This is a genomic window from Streptomyces sp. NPDC001970, assembly GCF_053594115.1.
Genome location: NZ_JBSFDW010000003.1, coordinates 285,780 through 303,391, shown reverse-complemented (window position 1 = coordinate 303,391; position 17,612 = coordinate 285,780). Strand labels below are relative to the sequence as shown.

General features: G+C 70.4%; 20 protein-coding genes. 4 read left to right on the top strand and 16 right to left on the bottom strand.

All coding sequences use genetic code 11. The features are described from left to right. Window positions 1-474: 474 nt before the first annotated feature. The 3 genes from dapD to ACWCP0_RS05935 all read right to left on the bottom strand — a co-directional run bounded on the left by dapD (window position 475) and on the right by ACWCP0_RS05935 (window position 2,433). Complete coding sequence (gene dapD, locus ACWCP0_RS05945; protein ID WP_451077634.1) at window positions 475-1,464, bottom strand: 2,3,4,5-tetrahydropyridine-2,6-dicarboxylate N-succinyltransferase; 990 nt, start codon at window positions 1,462-1,464, stop codon at window positions 475-477. Between the two features lie 106 nt (window positions 1,465-1,570). Further along, window positions 1,571-2,113, bottom strand: coding sequence for a TetR/AcrR family transcriptional regulator (locus ACWCP0_RS05940; RefSeq protein ID WP_451077633.1), 543 nt, complete (start codon window positions 2,111-2,113; stop codon window positions 1,571-1,573). After that, window positions 2,113-2,433 (bottom strand): DMT family transporter, encoded by a 321-nt coding sequence (locus ACWCP0_RS05935; RefSeq protein ID WP_451077632.1) that lies wholly within the window; start codon window positions 2,431-2,433, stop codon window positions 2,113-2,115. Before ACWCP0_RS05935 ends, ACWCP0_RS05940 begins: the two co-directional genes overlap by 1 nt. A gap of 124 nt (window positions 2,434-2,557) precedes the next feature. Here ACWCP0_RS05935 and ACWCP0_RS05930 point away from each other — a divergent pair, with 124 nt between their 5' ends. Beyond that, window positions 2,558-3,778 carry a DUF7847 domain-containing protein gene (locus tag ACWCP0_RS05930; RefSeq protein ID WP_451077631.1) on the top strand — a complete coding sequence of 407 codons (1,221 nt, stop codon included), beginning with the start codon at window positions 2,558-2,560 and terminating at the stop codon, window positions 3,776-3,778. On the opposite strand, the gene ACWCP0_RS05925 is transcribed toward ACWCP0_RS05930, so the two are convergent. From ACWCP0_RS05925 to ACWCP0_RS05875, 11 genes are all read right to left on the bottom strand, one after another. After that, window positions 3,768-4,133, bottom strand: a complete 366-nt coding sequence (locus ACWCP0_RS05925) for a VOC family protein (RefSeq protein WP_451077630.1) — start codon at window positions 4,131-4,133, stop codon at window positions 3,768-3,770. The two genes, ACWCP0_RS05930 and ACWCP0_RS05925, sit on opposite strands and share 11 nt — an antisense overlap. A 61-nt stretch (window positions 4,134-4,194) precedes the next feature. Continuing rightward, complete coding sequence (locus ACWCP0_RS05920) at window positions 4,195-4,533, bottom strand: metal-sulfur cluster assembly factor (protein ID WP_451077629.1); 339 nt, start codon at window positions 4,531-4,533, stop codon at window positions 4,195-4,197. Further along, window positions 4,530-4,985, bottom strand: a complete 456-nt coding sequence (sufU, locus tag ACWCP0_RS05915) for a Fe-S cluster assembly sulfur transfer protein SufU (protein ID WP_328402033.1) — start codon at window positions 4,983-4,985, stop codon at window positions 4,530-4,532. The genes ACWCP0_RS05920 and sufU overlap by 4 nt, the downstream gene beginning before the upstream one ends. A gap of 25 nt (window positions 4,986-5,010) precedes the next feature. Further along, window positions 5,011-6,267, bottom strand: a complete 1,257-nt coding sequence (locus tag ACWCP0_RS05910) for a cysteine desulfurase (protein WP_451077628.1) — start codon at window positions 6,265-6,267, stop codon at window positions 5,011-5,013. Further along, window positions 6,264-7,028 carry a Fe-S cluster assembly ATPase SufC gene (gene sufC, locus ACWCP0_RS05905; protein ID WP_451077627.1) on the bottom strand — a complete coding sequence of 255 codons (765 nt, stop codon included), beginning with the start codon at window positions 7,026-7,028 and terminating at the stop codon, window positions 6,264-6,266. The genes ACWCP0_RS05910 and sufC overlap by 4 nt, the downstream gene beginning before the upstream one ends. 7 nt (window positions 7,029-7,035) lie before the next feature. Next, a complete protein-coding gene (locus ACWCP0_RS05900) occupies window positions 7,036-7,353 on the bottom strand; it encodes a non-heme iron oxygenase ferredoxin subunit (protein ID WP_351225310.1) in 318 nt (105 codons plus the stop codon). Continuing rightward, window positions 7,353-8,534 (bottom strand): Fe-S cluster assembly protein SufD, encoded by a 1,182-nt coding sequence (sufD, locus tag ACWCP0_RS05895; protein ID WP_451077626.1) that lies wholly within the window; start codon window positions 8,532-8,534, stop codon window positions 7,353-7,355. The genes ACWCP0_RS05900 and sufD overlap by 1 nt, the downstream gene beginning before the upstream one ends. Before the next feature lie 59 nt (window positions 8,535-8,593). Further along, window positions 8,594-10,015, bottom strand: a complete 1,422-nt coding sequence (gene sufB / locus ACWCP0_RS05890) for a Fe-S cluster assembly protein SufB (RefSeq protein ID WP_451077625.1) — start codon at window positions 10,013-10,015, stop codon at window positions 8,594-8,596. Next, on the bottom strand, window positions 10,012-10,788 hold the full coding sequence (locus ACWCP0_RS05885; RefSeq protein WP_451077624.1) for a helix-turn-helix transcriptional regulator: 777 nt from the start codon (window positions 10,786-10,788) through the stop codon (window positions 10,012-10,014). Before ACWCP0_RS05885 ends, sufB begins: the two co-directional genes overlap by 4 nt. Window positions 10,789-11,069: 281 nt before the next feature. Then, on the bottom strand, window positions 11,070-11,435 hold the full coding sequence (locus ACWCP0_RS05880; RefSeq protein ID WP_451077623.1) for a YidB family protein: 366 nt from the start codon (window positions 11,433-11,435) through the stop codon (window positions 11,070-11,072). A gap of 68 nt (window positions 11,436-11,503) precedes the next feature. After that, window positions 11,504-12,298 carry a DUF72 domain-containing protein gene (locus ACWCP0_RS05875; RefSeq protein WP_451077622.1) on the bottom strand — a complete coding sequence of 265 codons (795 nt, stop codon included), beginning with the start codon at window positions 12,296-12,298 and terminating at the stop codon, window positions 11,504-11,506. Between the two features lie 128 nt (window positions 12,299-12,426). On the opposite strand from ACWCP0_RS05875, the gene ACWCP0_RS05870 reads away from it, so the two are divergent. The 3 genes from ACWCP0_RS05870 (at window position 12,427) to ACWCP0_RS05860 (ending at window position 15,731) form a co-directional block, all read left to right on the top strand. Continuing rightward, window positions 12,427-13,353, top strand: a complete 927-nt coding sequence (locus tag ACWCP0_RS05870) for an ABC transporter ATP-binding protein (RefSeq protein WP_451077621.1) — start codon at window positions 12,427-12,429, stop codon at window positions 13,351-13,353. Window positions 13,354-13,690: 337 nt separating this feature from the next. Continuing rightward, window positions 13,691-14,488 (top strand): ABC transporter permease, encoded by a 798-nt coding sequence (locus ACWCP0_RS05865; protein ID WP_451077748.1) that lies wholly within the window; start codon window positions 13,691-13,693, stop codon window positions 14,486-14,488. A gap of 274 nt (window positions 14,489-14,762) precedes the next feature. After that, the gene (locus ACWCP0_RS05860) at window positions 14,763-15,731 is read left to right on the top strand and encodes a COX15/CtaA family protein (protein ID WP_451077747.1); all 969 of its coding nucleotides are present in this window, start codon (window positions 14,763-14,765) and stop codon (window positions 15,729-15,731) included. Between the two features lie 63 nt (window positions 15,732-15,794). Here ACWCP0_RS05860 and ACWCP0_RS05855 read toward each other — a convergent pair whose 3' ends face one another. Both ACWCP0_RS05855 and ACWCP0_RS05850 read right to left on the bottom strand, forming a co-directional pair. After that, window positions 15,795-16,877, bottom strand: a complete 1,083-nt coding sequence (locus ACWCP0_RS05855) for an amidohydrolase family protein (protein ID WP_451077620.1) — start codon at window positions 16,875-16,877, stop codon at window positions 15,795-15,797. Between the two features lie 350 nt (window positions 16,878-17,227). Beyond that, window positions 17,228-17,587: a hypothetical protein gene (locus tag ACWCP0_RS05850; protein WP_451077619.1), complete on the bottom strand. Its 360-nt coding sequence runs from the start codon at window positions 17,585-17,587 to the stop codon at window positions 17,228-17,230. Window positions 17,588-17,612: the final 25 nt, after the last annotated feature.

The following is a 17,612-nucleotide window of genomic DNA, read 5'->3' as shown; positions in this document are numbered from 1 at the left end:
CGGACAGGGGCATCAGGCCGACGTCCGCGATCAGGTTCGGCTCGTCGAACGCGGCCGAGACCACGGCGGAGCAGCGCGCAGATTGGTTCCCGGCTGCACCGCTCGGTCCGCCGGACAGGGGCATCAGGCCGACGTCCGCGATCAGGTTCGGCTCGTCGAACGCGGCCGAGACCACGGCGGAGCAGCGCGCAGATTGGTTCCCGGCTGACATCCACAGGTGACATCAACAGCACCGGACAAGGGCGCTCATGCTCGGCTCGGCACGTTCAACCCGACCACGCCGTGACGTCGCCGGAACGGCCTCGGATCGAACTTGCAAGGCGGCTGTCTCCCCCAACGCACGAGCGCCCTTCCGGGCCGTCCTGGGGCCGTGGAAGGGCGCTCAACGATGACCGACGTCGACAGCTGCCGACAGCTCAGCAGCAGGTCAGGGCGATGATCGATGAGGAGGCCGCAGCTCACGGCCGCCGATGATCAGTTGTGGCTGTGCAGAACCTCGTTGAGCCCGCCCCACACCGCGTTGTTCGGGCGGGCCTCGACGGCGCCGGTCACCGAGTTGCGGCGGAAGAGGATGTTGGACGCGCCGGAGAGCTCACGGGCCTTGACGATCTGGCCGTCGGGCAGCGTGACGCGGGTGCCTGCGGTGACGTACAGACCGGCCTCGACGACGCACTCGTCGCCGAGTGCGATGCCGACGCCCGCCTCGGCGCCGACCAGGCAGCGCTCACCGATGGAGATGACCACGTTGCCGCCACCGGAGAGCGTGCCCATGGTGGAGGCGCCGCCGCCGATGTCGGAGCCGTTGCCGACGACGACGCCCGCGGAGATGCGGCCCTCGACCATGGAGGTGCCCAGCGTGCCGGCGTTGAAGTTGACGAAGCCCTCGTGCATCACGGTGGTGCCCTCGGCGAGGTGCGCGCCGAGCCGGACGCGGTCGGCGTCGGCGATCCGGACGCCCTTGGGGGCGACGTAGTCCGTCATCCGCGGGAACTTGTCGATCGAGGTCACCTGCAGGTGCAGGCCCTCGGCACGGGCGTTCAGGCGCACCGTCTCGACGTCGTCGACGGCGACCGGGCCGAGCGAGGTCCAGGCGACGTTGGAGAGTAGCCCGAAGAGACCGTCGAGGCTCTGGCCGTGGGGCCTCACGAGGCGGTGCGAGAGCAGGTGCAGGCGCAGGTAGGCGTCGTGCGCGTCCAGCGGCTTGTCGTCGAGCGAGGCGATGACCGTACGGACGGCGACGACCTCGACCCTGCGCCGGGCGTCCACACCGACGGCCTTGGCGGCGCCCTCGCCGAGCAGGTTCACGGCCTGGTCGGGGGTGAGGCGCTCGGTGCCGGCGGGACCGGGCTCGGCGGAGAGCTCGGGGGCGGGGAACCAGGTGTCGAGAACGGTGCCATCGCCGGCGATGGTGGCAAGGCCGGCGGCGACGGCGCCGATGGTGCGAGGAGCAGTGGTGTCGGTCATGAGGAGAACCTAACCGGCCGGGGCGCGCACGGGCGAACCGGTCTCATGTGCCGGGCCCCGGACCGCCGACCGCCGGACCGCCGGCCCCACGCCGGGACCGCCTCCGTCACCTCAGCATCCGCCGCAGCATCTCGCGCGCGTACTCCTCGTCGTACGCCGTGTCCGTCAGCAGTACCTGCAGGCAGATGCCGTCCATCAGTGCCACCACCGCCCGTGCCGTGACGGGGTCCGTTCTGCGGGAGAGGGCCTCGACGACGCCGTCGGTCCACTCCGTCGCGACCGGGCGCAGGGCGGGACGGCGCAGGGCAGCCAGATAGAGCTCGCACTCGAGCTCCACACCGGTGCGTTCGCCGCCGATCCACTCCCCCATCAGCCGGGCGAGCTCCTCGGCGAGATCGGCGTCCGGGTCGCCGAGGGCGCCGCTCTCCCGAAGGGCCCTGCCCAGGCCCTCGTTCGCCTGCCGGAGCGCGGCGACGAGCAGCTCGTCCAGGGAGGCGAAGTGGTACGTCGTCGAGCCGAGCGGCACATCGGCCTCCGCGGCGACGGACCGATGGCTGAGCCCCGCGATGCCGGTGCGGCCGACCACGCGGATCGCGGCGTCGATGATGCGCTGGCGCCGCTCGGGGTCGTATCTGCGTGCGCGGCCCATCAGTGCGCCCCGCCGAGGTTGAGAACGACGACTCCCAGGACGACGAGTGCGATGCCCGCGACCTTCACGAGGCTCGTGGACTCGTTCATGAAGACCATGCCGATCGCGGCCACGGCGGCGGTGCCGACGCCGGCCCAGATCGCGTAGGCCGTGCCCACCGAGAGTGTCTTCAGCGTCTGCGCGAGCAGGCTGAAGGCCAGCACATAGCCCACCACCGTGATCAGTGACGGCCACAGCCTGGTGAAGCCCTCGCTGTACTTCATGGCCGTGGTGCCGGCCACCTCCGCCGCGATCGCCGCGGCCAGCAGTCCGTATCCCATGCGTACGAGTGTACGCAACGATGCGTACGGCCGTACACAGCACCTGCACGTCGTGGGCATGCCCCTGCCCGCTACCGTGTTCCGATCAGACGGGGACGGGAACAGGACAGGCGGGGAGCGGGGAATGTCGGACAACGTGGGGTGGGGCCCGTACGGCAGTCCGTACGGGGGCGTGCCCGGAGGGCCCGCAGCACCGGGCTGGGGCGGCTGGGCGCCGCCACCGCCGCCGAAGCCGGGAGTGATCCCGCTGCGGCCGCTCACCGTCGGCGACATCCTGAGCGGCGCTCTCGCAACCGTCGGGGGCTACAAGAAGGCGGTCATCGGCATACCGGCAGCCGTCTTCGGGGCCTACACCCTGGTGATGGTCGGCACCCTGCTCATCGCCTTCTCCGCCGTCAGCGACACGTTCTACGAGCTGATCGATCTCCCCTACGGCCAGGACCCTGACTGGGACCAGATCCAGCCGCTCGTCGTCGCCTTCGTGTCCATCGGGCTCGTCGCCGTGATCGGCTACCTCCTCGCCATCGCGCTCGTGCAGGCGACAATGCTCGCCGTCCTCCAGGACGCGGTCCTGGGGCGCCCGGCCGGCTTCGGCTCCGTCTGGCGGCAGGCCATGCCCCGAGTGCCTGCCGTGATCGGCGCCAGCCTGCTCAGCGGGCTGATCGCCATGGTCCCGGTCGCTCTGGCAATGGCCGGCTTCGCGACCGCCATGATCGGTGCGTCGCTGCTCGCCTCCGGCGAGGACGGCGACGCGGAGGCGGGCGCCCTTGTGGGGTTCGGCGTGCTCGGCGCCCTGGTGACCGCCGTGCCGGCGGTCTGGCTCTGGGTGAAGTTCAGCCTCGCCCCCGCGGCCGTGGTGTTCGAGAAGCAGGGCCCCATCCGGGCGATGCGCCGCTCCTCGGAGCTGGTGCGCGGCCGCTGGTGGCCGGTCTTCGGCATCTCCCTGCTGGTCTGCGTGATCGCCGCGGTCATCGCCTATGTCATCCAGCAGGCGATCACCTTGATCGGGCTCATCCCCGCCATGGCGGGCGCGGCGAGCCTCGGTTCCGAGCCGGGGCTGTCGGAGGTGCTGTCGGCCTTCGCCCTCTACATCGTGGCCGCCCTCGTGGCCCAGCTGATCGGGTACGTCATCCAGACCACCTTCCCGCCCCTGGCGACCGGCCTGCTCTACGTCGACCAGCGCATCCGCAAGGAGAACCTGGCCCCGGTCCTGGCCGAGGCGGCCGGTATGCCCGCACCGCCGGGTCCGCCCGGTGGCCCGGTTCCGCCCGCACCGCCCGGTGGCCCGGTCCCACCCGCACCGCCCGGTGGCCCGGTCCCACCCGCACCGCCCGTCAGTCCGTGAGCGACTTCTTCGGCCGCAGCACGCAGAACTCGTTGCCCTCGGGATCGGCGAGCGCCACCCAGCTCACCTCGCCCCCCTGCCCGACATCGGCCCGCCGGGCCCCGAGCGCGAGGATCCTCTCGACCTCGGCGGCCTGATCGTCGGGCGTGAGATCGATGTGCAGCCGGTTCTTGACCTTCTTCTTCTCCGGCACGGGTACGAAGCACATGCCCGGCATCGCGAACTCATCGGCACCGATGACGACTTCGTCCTCGGCCTCGAAGAGCACCCGCCAGTCCAGCACCTGACACCAGAACCGGGCCAGGGCGGGCAGATCGTGGGCGTCGACGACGAGGTGGTACATGCGAACGGCCATGCCCGCCAGTGTGCCTGGCGGGCATGGCCGTTGACGCTCCCCGACGCGTGTCGGACGCGAGTCAGACGTTGAAGCCGAGCGCGCGCAGCTGCTCACGCCCGTCGTCAGTGATCTTGTCCGGACCCCACGGCGGCATCCAGACCCAGTTGATCTTCAGCTCATTGACGATGCCGTCCGTCGCCGACTTCGCCTGGTCCTCGATCACATCGGTCAGCGGGCAGGCCGCGGACGTCAGCGTCATGTCCAGCGTGGCCACGTTGGAGTCGTCGATGTGGATGCCGTAGATCAGCCCGAGGTTGACCACGTCGATGCCCAGCTCGGGGTCGACGACGTCGTACAGCGCCTCGCGGATCTCCTCCTCGGAGGCCGGCTTCATCGTGACTTCGGCGTTCTCACTCATGCGGTCTTCCCTTCGGACAGCGCCTGGGCCGTCGCGTCCTTCCATGCCATCCAGCTCAGGAGGGCGCACTTCACGCGCGCCGGGTACTTCGAGACACCGGCGAACGCGACCGCGTCCTCCAGCACCTCCTCCATCGCGTCGTCCGGCTCGATCTGGCCCTTGGACTGCATCAGTTCAAGGAACGTTGCCTGGATCTTCTGCGCCTCGGCGAGCTCCTTGCCGACGAGCAGCTCGTTCAGCACGGAGGCGGAGGCCTGGCTGATGGAGCAGCCCTGGCCCTCGTACGAGACGTCCGCGATGAGCGTGCCGTCGTACTTCACGCGCAGGGTGATCTCGTCGCCACAGGTGGGGTTGACGTGGTGCACCTCGGCGTCACCGTCACGCAAGCCCCGCCCGTGGGGGTGCTTGTAGTGGTCCAGGATGACGTCCTGGTACATCGAATCCAGCTTCACGCGTCAGTCCTCACGGTAGGCGCCCTCATCCGAAGAAGTTGCGGACGTGCTCCAGCCCGTCGACCAGGGCGTCCACCTCGGCCGGCGTGGAGTACAGATAGAACGACGCCCGCGTGGTCGCAGGAATTCCGTACCGGAGGCACACGGGCCGCGCGCAGTGGTGGCCGACACGGACCGCGATGCCCTGCTCGTCGAGGACCTGGCCCACGTCGTGCGGGTGGATGTCGCCGAGCACGAAGGAGATCGCCGCGCCGCGGTCCTCGGCCGTGACCGGGCCGATGATGCGCAGGTCGGGGACTTCCTGGAGGCGGCGGACCGCGTACTCGGTGATCGCGTGCTCATGCTGCGCGATCTTGTCCATGCCGATCGCGGTGAGGTAGTCCACGGCCGCACCGAGGCCGACGGCCTGGGCGATCGGGGGCGTACCCGCCTCGAACTTGTGCGGGGCCGGGGCGTACGTCGACGAGTGCATCGTGACGGTCTCGATCATCTCGCCGCCGCCCAGGAACGGCGGGAGGTCCTCCAGCAGCTCCTGGCGGCCCCACAGAACGCCGATACCGGTCGGGCCGCACATCTTGTGACCGGTGAAGGCCACGAAGTCGGCGCCCAGGGCCTGGACGTCGAGCGGCATGTGCGGGGCGGCCTGCGAGGCGTCGACGAGGACGAGCGCACCGACGTCCTGCGCCCGGCGGACGATCTGGTCGACCGGGTTGATCGTGCCCAGGATGTTGGAGACCAGCGTGAAGGAGACGATCTTCGTCTTCTCCGTGATGATCTCTTCGATGTTGGAGAGGTCGAGACGGCCGTCGTCGGTGAGACCGAACCACTTCAGCTTCGCGCCGGTGCGCTGCGCCAGCAGCTGCCACGGAACGATGTTGGAGTGGTGCTCCATCTCCGTGATGACTATCTCGGTCTCACGGTCCACGCGGTAGGGCTCGTCGGCCCAGCCCAGCATGTTGGCGACGAGGTTGAGCGACTCCGACGCGTTCTTGGTGAAGATCACCTCGTCGCGGCTCGGCGCGTTGATGAAGGCGGCAACCTTGTCGCGGGCGCCTTCGTACTCCGCCGTGGCCTCCTCGGCAAGGACGTGCACGCCGCGGTGGACGTTGGCGTTGTACCGCTCGTAGTAGGTGTTGAGGACATCGAGGACCTGGCGCGGTTTCTGCGAGGTCGCCGCATTGTCCAGGTACACGAGCTTCTTACCGTCGTGGACCAGGCGGTCCAGGATGGGGAAGTCCTTGCGGATCGCCTCGGTGTCGAGGAGGCCCGGCAGCTGTGTCACGCGGATACGCCACCCTTCGTGTATGCCTCGTAGCCCTCGGCCTCGAGCTTGTCGGCGAGCTCCGGGCCGCCGGACTCGGCGATCCGTCCGTTCGCGAAGACGTGGACGAAGTCGGGCTTGATGTAGCGGAGGATCCGCGTGTAGTGCGTGATCAGCATGGTGCCGACCTCACCGCTCTCGCGGACCCGGTTGACGCCCTCGGAGACGACGCGCAGCGCGTCGACGTCGAGGCCGGAGTCGGTCTCGTCGAGGATCGCGATCTTCGGCTTGAGCAGCTCCAGCTGGAGGATCTCGTGGCGCTTCTTCTCACCGCCGGAGAAGCCCTCGTTGACGTTGCGCTCGGCGAAGGCCGGGTCCATGGACAGACGCTCCATGGTCTCCTTGACCTCCTTCACCCAGGTGCGCAGCTTGGGGGCCTCGCCGCGGATGGCGGTGGCGGAGGTGCGCAGGAAGTTGGAGACCGAGACACCGGGGACCTCGACCGGGTACTGCATGGCGAGGAAGAGGCCGGCGCGGGCGCGCTCGTCGACGGACATCTCCAGGACGTTCTCGCCGTCCAGGGTCACGGTGCCACTGGTGATCGTGTACTTGGGGTGGCCCGCGAGGGAGTAGGCGAGGGTCGACTTGCCGGAGCCGTTGGGGCCCATGATGGCGTGGGTCTCGCCCTGCTTCACGGTCAGGTCGACGCCCTTGAGGATCTCCTTGGTGGCGTGGTCGGCCTCGACGGAGACGCGCAGGTCGCGGATTTCAAGCGTTGCCATGGGGACTTCAGTTCTCCTGGGTGACGGAGACGAGCACATCGTCCCCTTCGATCTTTACGGGGTACACGGGGACGGGGCGCGTCGCGGGAAGGCCGGACGGCTTGCCGGTACGGAGGTCGAAGCTGGAGCCGTGCAGCCAGCACTCGATCTGACAGTCCTCGACCTCGCCCTCGGAGAGGGAGACGTTCGCGTGCGAGCAGATGTCGTGGATCGCGAACACCTCGCCCTCGGTCTGGACGATGGAGACGGGCGTGCCGTCGAGTTCCACCCGTTTCGGGGTGTCCTCCTCCAGCTCGCTCAGCCCACAGGCTCGGACGAAGGCCATCAGACGGATGCCTCCAGCTCGGCCTCGATCTTGGCGATGAGGCGCTCCTCGAGGTCCGGCAGGCCGATCTGCTGGACCAGCTCGGCGAAGAAGCCGCGCACGACCAGGCGGCGCGCCTCCTTCTCCGGGAGACCGCGGGCCATCAGGTAGAAGAGCTGCTCGTCGTCGAAGCGGCCGGTGGCGGAGGCGTGGCCGGCGCCGACGATCTCACCGGTCTCGATCTCCAGGTTCGGCACGGAGTCGACGCGGGCGCCGTCCGTCAGGACCAGGTTGCGGTTGAGCTCGTAGGTGTCGGTGCCCTCGGCCGCGGCCTCGATCAGCACGTCACCGATCCACACGGCGTGTGCCTCGTCGCCCTGGAGGGCGCCCTTGTAGGCGACGTTGGAGCGGCAGTGCGGCGTGTTGTGGTCCACCAGGAGGCGGTGCTCCTGGTGCTGGCCGGCGTCGGTGAAGTACAGACCGATGAGCTCGGCCTCGCCACCGGGGCCCGCGTACTCCACGCGCGGGTGGAGACGGACCAGGTCGCCGCCGAAGGTGACCACGACCGACTTGAACGAGGCGTCCCGCCCCACCAGCGCATTGTGCTGGGCGACGTGGACGGCCTTGTCGTCCCAGTCCTGCACGGACACGACGGTCAGCTTCGCGCCGTCGCCGAGCACGAAGTCGACATTGGCGGCGAGCACCGCGTCACCGGTGTGGTCGATGACGACGACGGCCTCGGCGAAGGCACCCAGCTCGACCAGCTGGTGGCCGAAGGCGGTCCCGCCCTCGCCGTGCACGGCGATCCGGATCGGCTCGGTGAGCACGGTCTCCTTCGGGACGGAGACGACCGAGGCCTTCTCGAAGGAGGTGTAGGCCTGGGCCGCGATCCGGTCGACGGGCGTGCCGGCCTTGCCGAGCCGCGCGTCGTCACGGCCGACGGTCTCCACGGTGACGCCCTCGGGGGCGTTCACCTCGACGCGGACACCCTCACCGGTCGCGACCGCGGTGCCGTCGTGCAACCCGCGCAGCCGCTCCAGCGGCGTGAACCGCCACTCCTCCTCGCGGCCGTGCGGGACCGGGAAGTCCGCCACGTCGAAGGACGGAGGGGCGCTCATGCGGGTGGCGACGGTGGACTCGGCGGCCACCGCGATCGACCCGGCGGTGGTGGAACCCGCCGGAATGTTCTGAGCCTCAGCCATGGCTGTCGTTGTGCTCGCTTTCTCAGTCAAAGAGTCTGGCGCTGTGGAGTACGGCGGCGTCAGCCGACCGCGCCCTCCATCTGCAGCTCGATCAGCCGGTTGAGCTCCAGGGCGTACTCCATGGGCAGCTCCTTGGCGATCGGCTCGACGAAGCCGCGCACGATCATCGCCATCGCCTCGTCCTCGGACATACCGCGCTGCATCAGGTAGAAGAGCTGGTCGTCGGAGACCTTGGAGACGGTCGCCTCGTGGCCCATGGTCACGTCGTCCTCGCGGACGTCGACGTACGGGTAGGTGTCGGAACGGGAGATGGTGTCCACCAGCAGGGCGTCGCACAGCACGTTCGACTTGGATCCGGCCGCGCCCTCGCCGATCTCGATCAGGCCGCGGTAGGAGGTCCGGCCGCCGCCTCGCGCCACCGACTTGGAGGTGATGCTCGACGAGGTGTTCGGGGCCATGTGGACCATCTTGGCGCCGGCGTCCTGGTGCTGGCCCTCGCCCGCGAAGGCGATGGACAGGGTCTCGCCCTTGGCGTGCTCGCCCATCAGGTAGACGGCCGGGTACTTCATCGTGACCTTGGAGCCGATGTTGCCGTCGACCCACTCCATGGTCGCGCCCTCGTAGGCCACGGCGCGCTTGGTGACCAGGTTGTAGACGTTGTTCGACCAGTTCTGGATCGTCGTGTAGCGGCAGCGGCCGCCCTTCTTGACGATGATCTCGACCACGGCGCTGTGCAGCGAGTCCGAGGAGTAGATCGGGGCCGTGCAGCCCTCCACGTAGTGGACGTACGCGTCCTCGTCGACGATGATCAGCGTCCGCTCGAACTGGCCCATGTTCTCCGTGTTGATACGGAAGTAGGCCTGCAGCGGGATCTCGACGTGGACGCCCTTCGGAACGTAGATGAACGATCCGCCGGACCACACCGCGGTGTTCAGCGACGCGAACTTGTTGTCGCCGACCGGGATGACGGTGCCGAAGTACTCCTTGAAGAGCTCCGGGTGCTCCTTCAGCGCGGTGTCGGTGTCCAGGAAGATGACGCCCTGCTCCTCCAGGTCCTCACGGATCTGGTGGTAGACGACCTCGGACTCGTACTGGGCCGCGACACCGGCGACGAGGCGCTGCTTCTCCGCCTCGGGGATGCCGAGCTTGTCGTACGTGTTCTTGATGTCCTCGGGGAGGTCCTCCCAGGACTCCGCCTGCTTCTCCGTGGAGCGCACGAAGTACTTGATGTTGTCGAAGTCGATGCCGGAAAGGTCGGAGCCCCAGGTCGGCATGGGCTTCTTGCCGAACAGCCGCAGACCCTTCAGTCGCAGCTTCAGCATCCACTCCGGCTCGTTCTTCTTCCCGGAGATGTCGCGGACGACGTCCTCCGAGAGACCGCGCTTGGCAGCGGCGCCTGCGGCGTCGGAGTCGGCCCAGCCGTATTCGTACTTGCCCAGGCCCTCGAGTTCGGGGTGAGCAGTCTCCGTGGGGAGAGTCATGCGGGGTTCCTCCCGGCCGTGCTTGCAGATGCTTGCGAAGTGGTCTTGTCGGTCTTGCTGGTCTCACCGGCCCGCTCGTCGGGCCTGTGTCCGGCCTTCGGGATGAAGGTCGTGCACACCCCGTCGCCGTGGGCGATGGTGGCCAGACGCTGCACATGCGTGCCGAGCAGGCGGGAGAAGACCTCGGTCTCCGCCTCGCACAGCTGCGGGTACCGCTCGGCGACATGGGCGACGGGGCAGTGGTGCTGGCACAGCTGCTCGCCCACCGGTGCGTTACGCGCCGCAGCAGCGTACCCGTCGGCGGTCAGCGCCTTGGCGAGGGCCTCGGTGCGCTCCTCGGGCTCCGCGGCCTCGACGGCCGTGCGGTACGCCTCGGCCTGGGCCTCCATCCGGTCGCGGGCGAACGCGGCGACGGCGGCTTCTCCGGCAGCCCCTCCGCCGGCGGTCTGCTCGATCCAGCGCAGGGCGTCGACGGCGAGCTTGTCGTAGGACTGGTCGAAGGCGTCCCGACCGCAGTCCGTGAGCGCGAACACCTTGGCGGGCCGGCCGCGCGTGCGCGCGCCGTAGACACGCTGCTCGCGGGCGGCGACGACATCGTCGGAGACGAGTGCGTCGAGGTGGCGGCGGACGGCGGCCTGGGTGAGCCCGAGGCGCCCTGCGAGGTCGGCGACGGTGGACGGCCCGTGGTCCAGGATCGACCGCGCGACCCGGTTGCGCGTGGAGCGCTCCCCGGTCCCGAGTTCCTCCTGCAGAGCCTCGCCGACGTTTTTCACAACGCCATTGTTGCGTAATTCCCGAGAGACTGACAAGCGCGTCCCGACCACCGGACGGTGCAGTGCATCACTTAGGGAAACCTAACCCGACCTGCGGGAATGATCATTCGTGGGATGAATCCGGATGCTGACCGTGACACCGTCGTGCGCGGCCTGCGGCCGACCGCAGGCCCTGTGACCAGCCCTTGTGCCCCGGATGTCCCCCCGCGGCCGACCCTCGCGCAACCGTTGCACGCAGACCGTCCGTGCAGGTGACGTCCTTCATCCGGGCGCCTCCTGGCTCACAGCAGGCCCTGCGGAACCTCGCCCCGGGGGGTGAGTTTGTCGACGGCCTGCGGGAGCGCGTCGGCGAGCCGGTCGGCGGCCTGCTCGGGGGTGACACCCGCGCGCTGTGCGACGCTGTCGAGGACCTGGTACGGAAGGGCCTGCGCGATCTCCGGGCCGCTGACGGGCTGGTTCTCGCCGGTGCCGATCCAGGACTCCACCTTCGGGGCCAGACCGCCCTCGTCGAGCTCCCTCACCAGCCCCTGGAGCGGGTTGCCTCCGCTCTGTCCGCTGTCGCCGACCTCGCTGAACAGCGAGGAGAGCAGTTTGCCCGCCTCCGTGTCCGCGCCGCCGAACAGACGTTCAAGGTCGTTGTCCGCCATGACTGTCGCCCTTCCGGTCCGCGGAGTCTTCCCTCACAGCGTTCCATTTCATGGGTTCACTCGCAGGTTCACCCGCCCTGGCCCAGGTCCCGTCCGTCCTGGGTCTCCTCTCCCGGCGTACGGGTCACCGTGCGCCCGCGGGCGGCCGCGGCGCGTGCGAACGCGACCGCGTCGTGCAGGGCCGCCCCGCCGGTGTCGTTGTTGAAGTACGCGTGGACGTCGGCGCGGTCCGCCCAGGCGTCGGCAATGCGCCCGGCCCAGCTCGTGAGCGCCTGGCGTCCGTAGCGCGGCCGCGGCTCGGCCAGGCCTCCGTGGAAGCGCACATACCCCCAGTCGGCCGTCCGCCACAGCGGCGACACCGGACGCGAACCGCTGTCCGCCCAGCACAGCGCGGCGCCGCGGCCCTGCAGCACGGCCCGGACCTCCTCCGTCCACCACGAGTCGTGCCGGGGTTCGACGGCCACCCGGACCCGGCGGGGGAAGCAGGCGAGTGCCGCGTCCAGGGCCCCGGGATCGCACCGCAGGGTGGGCGGGAGCTGGAGCAGCACGGGCCCCAGCCGCTCCCCCAGCCCTTCCGCGTGCTCCATGAGGCGGTGCACGGGCTCCTCGGGATCGTGCAGCCGCTTGATGTGCGTGAGATAGCGGCTGGCCTTCACCGCCATGACGAACCCTTCGGGCGTGCGCTCGCGCCAGTCGGCGAAGGTCTTCCGCTCGGGGAGCCGGTAGAAGGCGTTGTTGTTCTCGACGGTCGAAAAGTGCCGTGCGTACTCCTCCAGCCACAGTCGCTGGGGCCGGTCCTCGGGGTAGAGCACGCCTCGCCAGTCCTTGTACTGCCACCCGGACGTGCCGATGAGCACGGGCATACGGTGATCCTTCCCCGCGAGGCCGGATCGCCCCCCCTTCGGGCGAGGCGGAGAAATCGGCCGGTTCGCGCCCTTGCAGCCGAGACCCGCGGCTGGGGCACCTCCACGGGCTCCCTAGACTTCCCCGCATGAAGAACGAGTCCGTCGTCCAGGTGCGCAGCCTGGTCAAGCGGTACGGAACCAAGACCGCCGTCGACGGGCTCGACCTGGACGTCCGCGCCGGCACGGTGACGGCCGTCCTGGGCCCGAACGGGGCCGGGAAGACCACCACGGTCGAGACCTGCGAGGGCTACCGCCGCGCCGACTCCGGCACGGTCCGCGTCCTCGGCCTCGACCCGGTGGCCGACGCCGGGCGCCTGCGGCCCCGCATCGGTGTGATGCTCCAGTCCGGCGGGGTCTACTCGGGCGCCCGCGCCGACGAGATGCTCCACCACATGGCCAGGTTGCACGCGCACCCGCTCGACGTGGACGCCCTGATCGAGCGCCTGGGGCTCGGCTCCTGCGGTCGTACGACGTTCCGGCGGCTCTCCGGCGGACAGCAGCAGCGGCTCGCGCTGGCCATGGCCGTCGTCGGCCGCCCCGAGCTGGTCTTCCTCGACGAGCCGACCGCGGGGCTCGACCCGCAGGCCCGCCGTTCCACCTGGGACCTGGTGCGCGAACTACGCACGGACGGCGTCACCGTCGTGCTCACCACGCACTTCATGGACGAGGCCGAGGAGCTCTCCGACGACGTCGCGATCATCGACGCGGGCCGTGTCGTCGCCCAGGGCAGCCCGGAACAGCTCTGCCGCGGCGGCGCCGAGAACACCCTGCGCTTCACGGGCCGACCGGGCCTCGATGTCGGCTCACTGCTGAAGGCGCTGCCGGACGGTACGTCCGCGGCGGAGCTGACGCCGGGCTCGTACCGGATCATGGGCACGGTCGATCCGCAGCTGCTCGCCACCGTCACCTCCTGGTGCGCGCAGCACGGGGTGATGCCGGACCGCATCTCGGTGGAGCGGCACACCCTGGAGGACGTGTTTCTGGAGCTCACCGGGAAGGAGCTGCGGTCGTGACGCGGGACGACACCGCTGCGGTCGTGACGCGGGGTGACACCGCTGCGGTCGTGACGCGGGGTGACACCGCAATCTGCCGGGGGTCCGGGGGCGTCCCCCGGGTAAGCACAGCCTGGAGCTCACCGGGAAGGAGCTGCGGTCGTGACGCGGGATGACACCGCAATCTGCCGGAGGTCCGGGAGTCGTCCCCCGGGTAAGCACAGCCTGGAGCTCACCGGGAAGGAGCTGCGGTCGTGCCGCGGGACGACACCGCAATCTGCCGGAGGTCCGGGGGGCGTCCCCCGGGTAAGCACAGCCTGGAGCTCACCGGGAAGGAGCTGCGGTCGTGACCGCTGAGATGACCACGGACGTGGCGTCGGGGCCTGCGGAGGCGCCTGGTACCTACGCGCCGAAGCCGGGTGCCGCACCCGTCGGACGGATGATCGCGACGCAGGCGGCGCTGGAGACGAAGATGCTCCTGCGCAACGGTGAGCAGCTGTTGCTGACCGTGATCATCCCGTCGCTGCTGCTCGTCCTCTTCTCCACGGTCGACATCGTCGACACGGGCGCGGGCAGCGCGGTCGACTTCATGGCCCCCGGCGTCCTCGCGCTGGCCGTGATGTCCACCGCCTTCACCGGCCAGGCGATCGCCACCGGCTTCGAGCGCCGCTACGGCGTGCTCAAGCGGCTCGCCGCCTCACCGTTGCCCCGATGGGCGCTGATGACGGCCAAGACGCTGTCCGTCCTGGTCACCGAGGTGCTGCAGATCGTTCTGCTGACGGTGATCGCCTTCGCGCTGGGCTGGTCCCCGCAGGGCGACCCCGTCTCGGTGCTCCTGCTCCTCCTGCTCGGCACCGCGGCCTTCTCCGGCCTCGGTCTGCTCATGGCCGGGACGCTGAAGGCCGAGGCCACGCTCGCCGCCGCGAATCTCGTGTTCCTGCTCCTGCTCGTGGGCGGCGGGGTGATCGTCCCGCTGGAGAAGTTCCCGGACGCGGCGCAGTCGGTGCTCGGCCTGCTGCCGATCTCGGCGCTCTCGGACGGGCTGCGGGACGTGCTGCAGCACGGCGCCGCGATGCCGTGGGGCGACCTGGGGATCCTGGCGGGGTGGGCGGTGCTGGGCCTGGGTGCGGCGGCGACGTTCTTCCGCTGGGAGTGATCCGAGGGACAGGGCCCCGGTCCTGGTGAACCGGGGCCTGCAGGGGCGGCAGGCACTCAGAGCAGTGCCACCGCGCACACCGGCGCGGCGGCTGCGAACACCTGGACCGTGGCCGTCCCCGGGGCGGCCCACGGGATCCAGCCTCCGCGCGGCGGCGCGGCGATCGCCCCGCCGCGCCCGAAGCCGAAGTCTCAGCCCAGCGCGCGGTCCGGGCCGGTGGGGTCTGTCCGGACATGCCCACCCACGTGAATCCGTGCACAAGCGGCGCCCTACGATAGACGCCGTGCAGACCCCCCTCGCCTACATCGCCCGGCGCTGGACGCCGTCCCCCCGGACCGTCCGGCGCGCCGCGCTCTCCGCAGTCGTGATGAGCGTGGTCATCATCGTCACCGGCGGCGCGGTCCGGCTGACCGGCTCCGGCCTCGGCTGCGACACGTGGCCCAAGTGCACGGACGACAGCCTGTTCGCGACGCCCGAGCAGGGCATCCACGGCGCGATCGAGTTCGGCAACCGCATGCTGACGTACGTCCTGTCCGCCGCCGTCGGCTGGGCGATCATCGCGGCGCGCGCCACGAAGCCGTGGCGACGCGGGCTCTCCCGGCTCGGCTGGGTGCAGTTCTGGGTCGTGATGAGCAACGCCGTCCTCGGCGGCATCACGGTGTGGGCCGGCCTCAACCCGTGGACGGTGGCCGGGCACTTCCTCGCGGCGAACGCACTGCTCACGGTCGCGACGATCACCTGGATCCGGGCGGGCGAGGGCGACGGCACGCCGCGGCCCCGAGTGCCGCGCCCGGTACGGAAGTTGTCCTGGGTGCTGACGGCCACCGCGGCGCTGCTGATCGCCGTGGGTACGGGCGTGACCGGCTCCGGCAAGCACGCGGGCGACAGCAGCGATGTGCCCCGGATGCCGTTCGACTGGGTGGACGCGGCGCATGTGCATGCCGCGCTGGCGTGGGTGGTGTGCGCGCTCGCCGTGGCGATGTGGCTGGTGCTGCGGGTCGTGGACGCGCCCGACGACACCCGGGCGCGCGCCCGGGAGCTGCTGTTCGTGCTGCTGGCACAGGGCGCCATCGGCTATGTGCAGTTCTTCACCGACGTGCCCGAGGTGCTGGTCGCCCTCCATATGCTCGGCTCCTCGCTGATGTGGATCGCGGTGCTCCGCCTGGCGCTGTGCCTGCGGGAGCGGCCGCTGGACACCGCGTCGATCCCCGCGCAGCAGGACCACGCGCTCACGGCGGCCTGACCGGCGGACGGATCGGCCGGGCGGACGGATCGGCCGGGCGGACGGATCGGCCGGGCGGTCTGCTCAGCGGGCGAGTCCGTAGAGGCGGCGGGCGTTGCCTGCCGCGATCATCTCGGCGACTCGCTGGGCGTCCGCACGGCACCACGCGCCGTCCGTCACCCAGCCGTTGAGTACCCGCCCGAGCGCCTCCCGGAAGATCCGCGCCCCGACCACGTGCAGTTCGGGCAGTCCCCGCGCGCCGCTGGAGAACAGCAGCTTCCCGAACGGCGCCAGCTCCAGGATCTCCGCGAGTACGGCCGCGGCCCCGGCCCCCGTATGCGCGAGTGCGGGCCCGACATCCGCGTACACGTGCGGGAAGACGCTCGTCAGATGGGCGGCGTGCCGGTGGTACGGATAGCCGTGCAGCAGCACGAGATCGGTGCCGAGGCCCGTCGTGGCGGCGGCGAAGTCGGTGAGAAGCAGAGGGTCGTCGACCCCGACATGGAGCTGCAGGGGGCGCCCGGAGGCGACGGCGACCCAGAGGAGGTGCCGCAGCAGTACCGGGTCGGTGAGCCGGCCGCCGACCTGCCGCCCGGCCAGCCATCGTCCTGTCGCGCCGCGCACCTCGCCGGGTCCCGGTGGCTCGGGGGCGAGGGTGAGTCCGTGCCGTACACCCGCGACGGAGGTGAAGGCGACGGCCCAGTCCGCGGCGCCGTGCACGGCCTCGGCGAGGTTGGCGAGGAAGCCGTCGACGGTGCCCGAGGTGTCGGCGACCTGCTCGGCGAGCTGCTCGAGCCGGACGATCTCATGGGCCTCGGCGTCGCCCGCCGCGGCGATCTCGGGGAGTCCGGTGAGGTCGCCGGGCAGCCCGGTGTCCACCAGGTACGTGGCGATTCCAGTGGCCCGCAGCAGCCGCCTGCCGGATTCCAGGACGCCGAGCTCTCTGCGGCGGGCGAGATAGCTGGCGGGCGGGCAGTGCGGCTCCAGCCCGAGCAGCGGCGGACACCAGCGCCGTACGGCGAACCCGGTCTGCGTGTCGAAGAAGGTGGTCCCGGGCGCGGGTGGCCCGGTGGTCCTGCCGAGATGGGCCTCGAAGGTACCGAGGCCGAGCTCGGTACGGAGGACTCCGTGACAGTACTGATCCACCATGGACGGCGTATCGATCATCCGGGGCTCCCAGCGGTGGACGTTCTTCCACACGTCCTAACGGGTGAGCCCCGGCCTAGGTGTTGCCCGGCATTCCTTTCCCCACCCCGCCCCTCCCCGACCTGCGGCTCCGCCCCGGTCGCTCGGAGCCCGTCCGGCGATTGAGGAGGGACACGCGGGCACACCCTGCGGTACCGGGCAGCCCGGTTGGCCGGGGCGGAGCCCTGTTGCCGGGGCGGAGCCCCGTTGCTGGGGCGGAGCCCGGGGAGCCCGGTTCGGGAAGGCGCGGGGACAAGGTCCGCCGCAGTCACGCGGCAGGGCACGCGGCAAGAACGCCGGCTCACCCGCCAGGCACGCGTCGGCGCCGCGCGTCAGTCGTTCGAGGGTCCGCCGAGCTGGATGCCGGCCATGCGCGTCCACTCGTACCGGCCCGTGCGGACCTTCGCCGCGAACTCGCCGTCGAAGGACTCGTGCATGGTGATGCCGGACTTCTCCGCCGCGCTGACCGCGATCTCATGGCTGGGCGCGACGAGGTCGCCCCATCCGCCGTCCTCGCCGACGAGGACGATGCGGGTGCCCATCTGCCCGATGTACGCGAGCTGGCCCTCGGCGCCGCCGTGCGCCCTGGCGAAGGCGCCGATCTGCTTGGCGAGCTTCGCCGCCCTCCGCTCGGCCTTCGCGGCCTGCTTCGCCTGCTTCTCAGTCGGCGCGTCAACCTTGGTGTCTGCCATGAACAGGATGCTACTCCCGGGTAGA

Excerpts from the sequence above, each read along its gene's own strand:
- sufC (WP_451077627.1), bottom strand. The coding sequence starts at position 7,028 with ATGGCAACGCTTGAAATCCGCGACCTGCGCGTCTCCGTCGAGGCCGAC.
- ACWCP0_RS05870 (WP_451077621.1), top strand. The coding sequence starts at position 12,427 with ATGAAGAACGAGTCCGTCGTCCAGGTGCGCAGCCTGGTCAAGCGGTAC.
- ACWCP0_RS05920 (WP_451077629.1), bottom strand. The coding sequence starts at position 4,533 with ATGAGTGAGAACGCCGAAGTCACGATGAAGCCGGCCTCCGAGGAGGAG.
- ACWCP0_RS05900 (WP_351225310.1), bottom strand. The coding sequence starts at position 7,353 with ATGGCCTTCGTCCGAGCCTGTGGGCTGAGCGAGCTGGAGGAGGACACC.
- sufD (WP_451077626.1), bottom strand. The coding sequence starts at position 8,534 with ATGGCTGAGGCTCAGAACATTCCGGCGGGTTCCACCACCGCCGGGTCG.
- ACWCP0_RS05925 (WP_451077630.1), bottom strand. The coding sequence starts at position 4,133 with ATGGCCGTTCGCATGTACCACCTCGTCGTCGACGCCCACGATCTGCCC.
- dapD (WP_451077634.1), bottom strand. The coding sequence starts at position 1,464 with ATGACCGACACCACTGCTCCTCGCACCATCGGCGCCGTCGCCGCCGGC.
- ACWCP0_RS05880 (WP_451077623.1), bottom strand. The coding sequence starts at position 11,435 with ATGGCGGACAACGACCTTGAACGTCTGTTCGGCGGCGCGGACACGGAG.
- ACWCP0_RS05875 (WP_451077622.1), bottom strand. The coding sequence starts at position 12,298 with ATGCCCGTGCTCATCGGCACGTCCGGGTGGCAGTACAAGGACTGGCGA.
- ACWCP0_RS05855 (WP_451077620.1), bottom strand. The coding sequence starts at position 16,877 with ATGATCGATACGCCGTCCATGGTGGATCAGTACTGTCACGGAGTCCTC.
- sufB (WP_451077625.1), bottom strand. The coding sequence starts at position 10,015 with ATGACTCTCCCCACGGAGACTGCTCACCCCGAACTCGAGGGCCTGGGC.
- ACWCP0_RS05940 (WP_451077633.1), bottom strand. The coding sequence starts at position 2,113 with ATGGGCCGCGCACGCAGATACGACCCCGAGCGGCGCCAGCGCATCATC.
- ACWCP0_RS05930 (WP_451077631.1), top strand. The coding sequence starts at position 2,558 with ATGTCGGACAACGTGGGGTGGGGCCCGTACGGCAGTCCGTACGGGGGC.
- ACWCP0_RS05865 (WP_451077748.1), top strand. The coding sequence starts at position 13,691 with ATGACCACGGACGTGGCGTCGGGGCCTGCGGAGGCGCCTGGTACCTAC.
- ACWCP0_RS05935 (WP_451077632.1), bottom strand. The coding sequence starts at position 2,433 with ATGGGATACGGACTGCTGGCCGCGGCGATCGCGGCGGAGGTGGCCGGC.
- ACWCP0_RS05850 (WP_451077619.1), bottom strand. The coding sequence starts at position 17,587 with ATGGCAGACACCAAGGTTGACGCGCCGACTGAGAAGCAGGCGAAGCAG.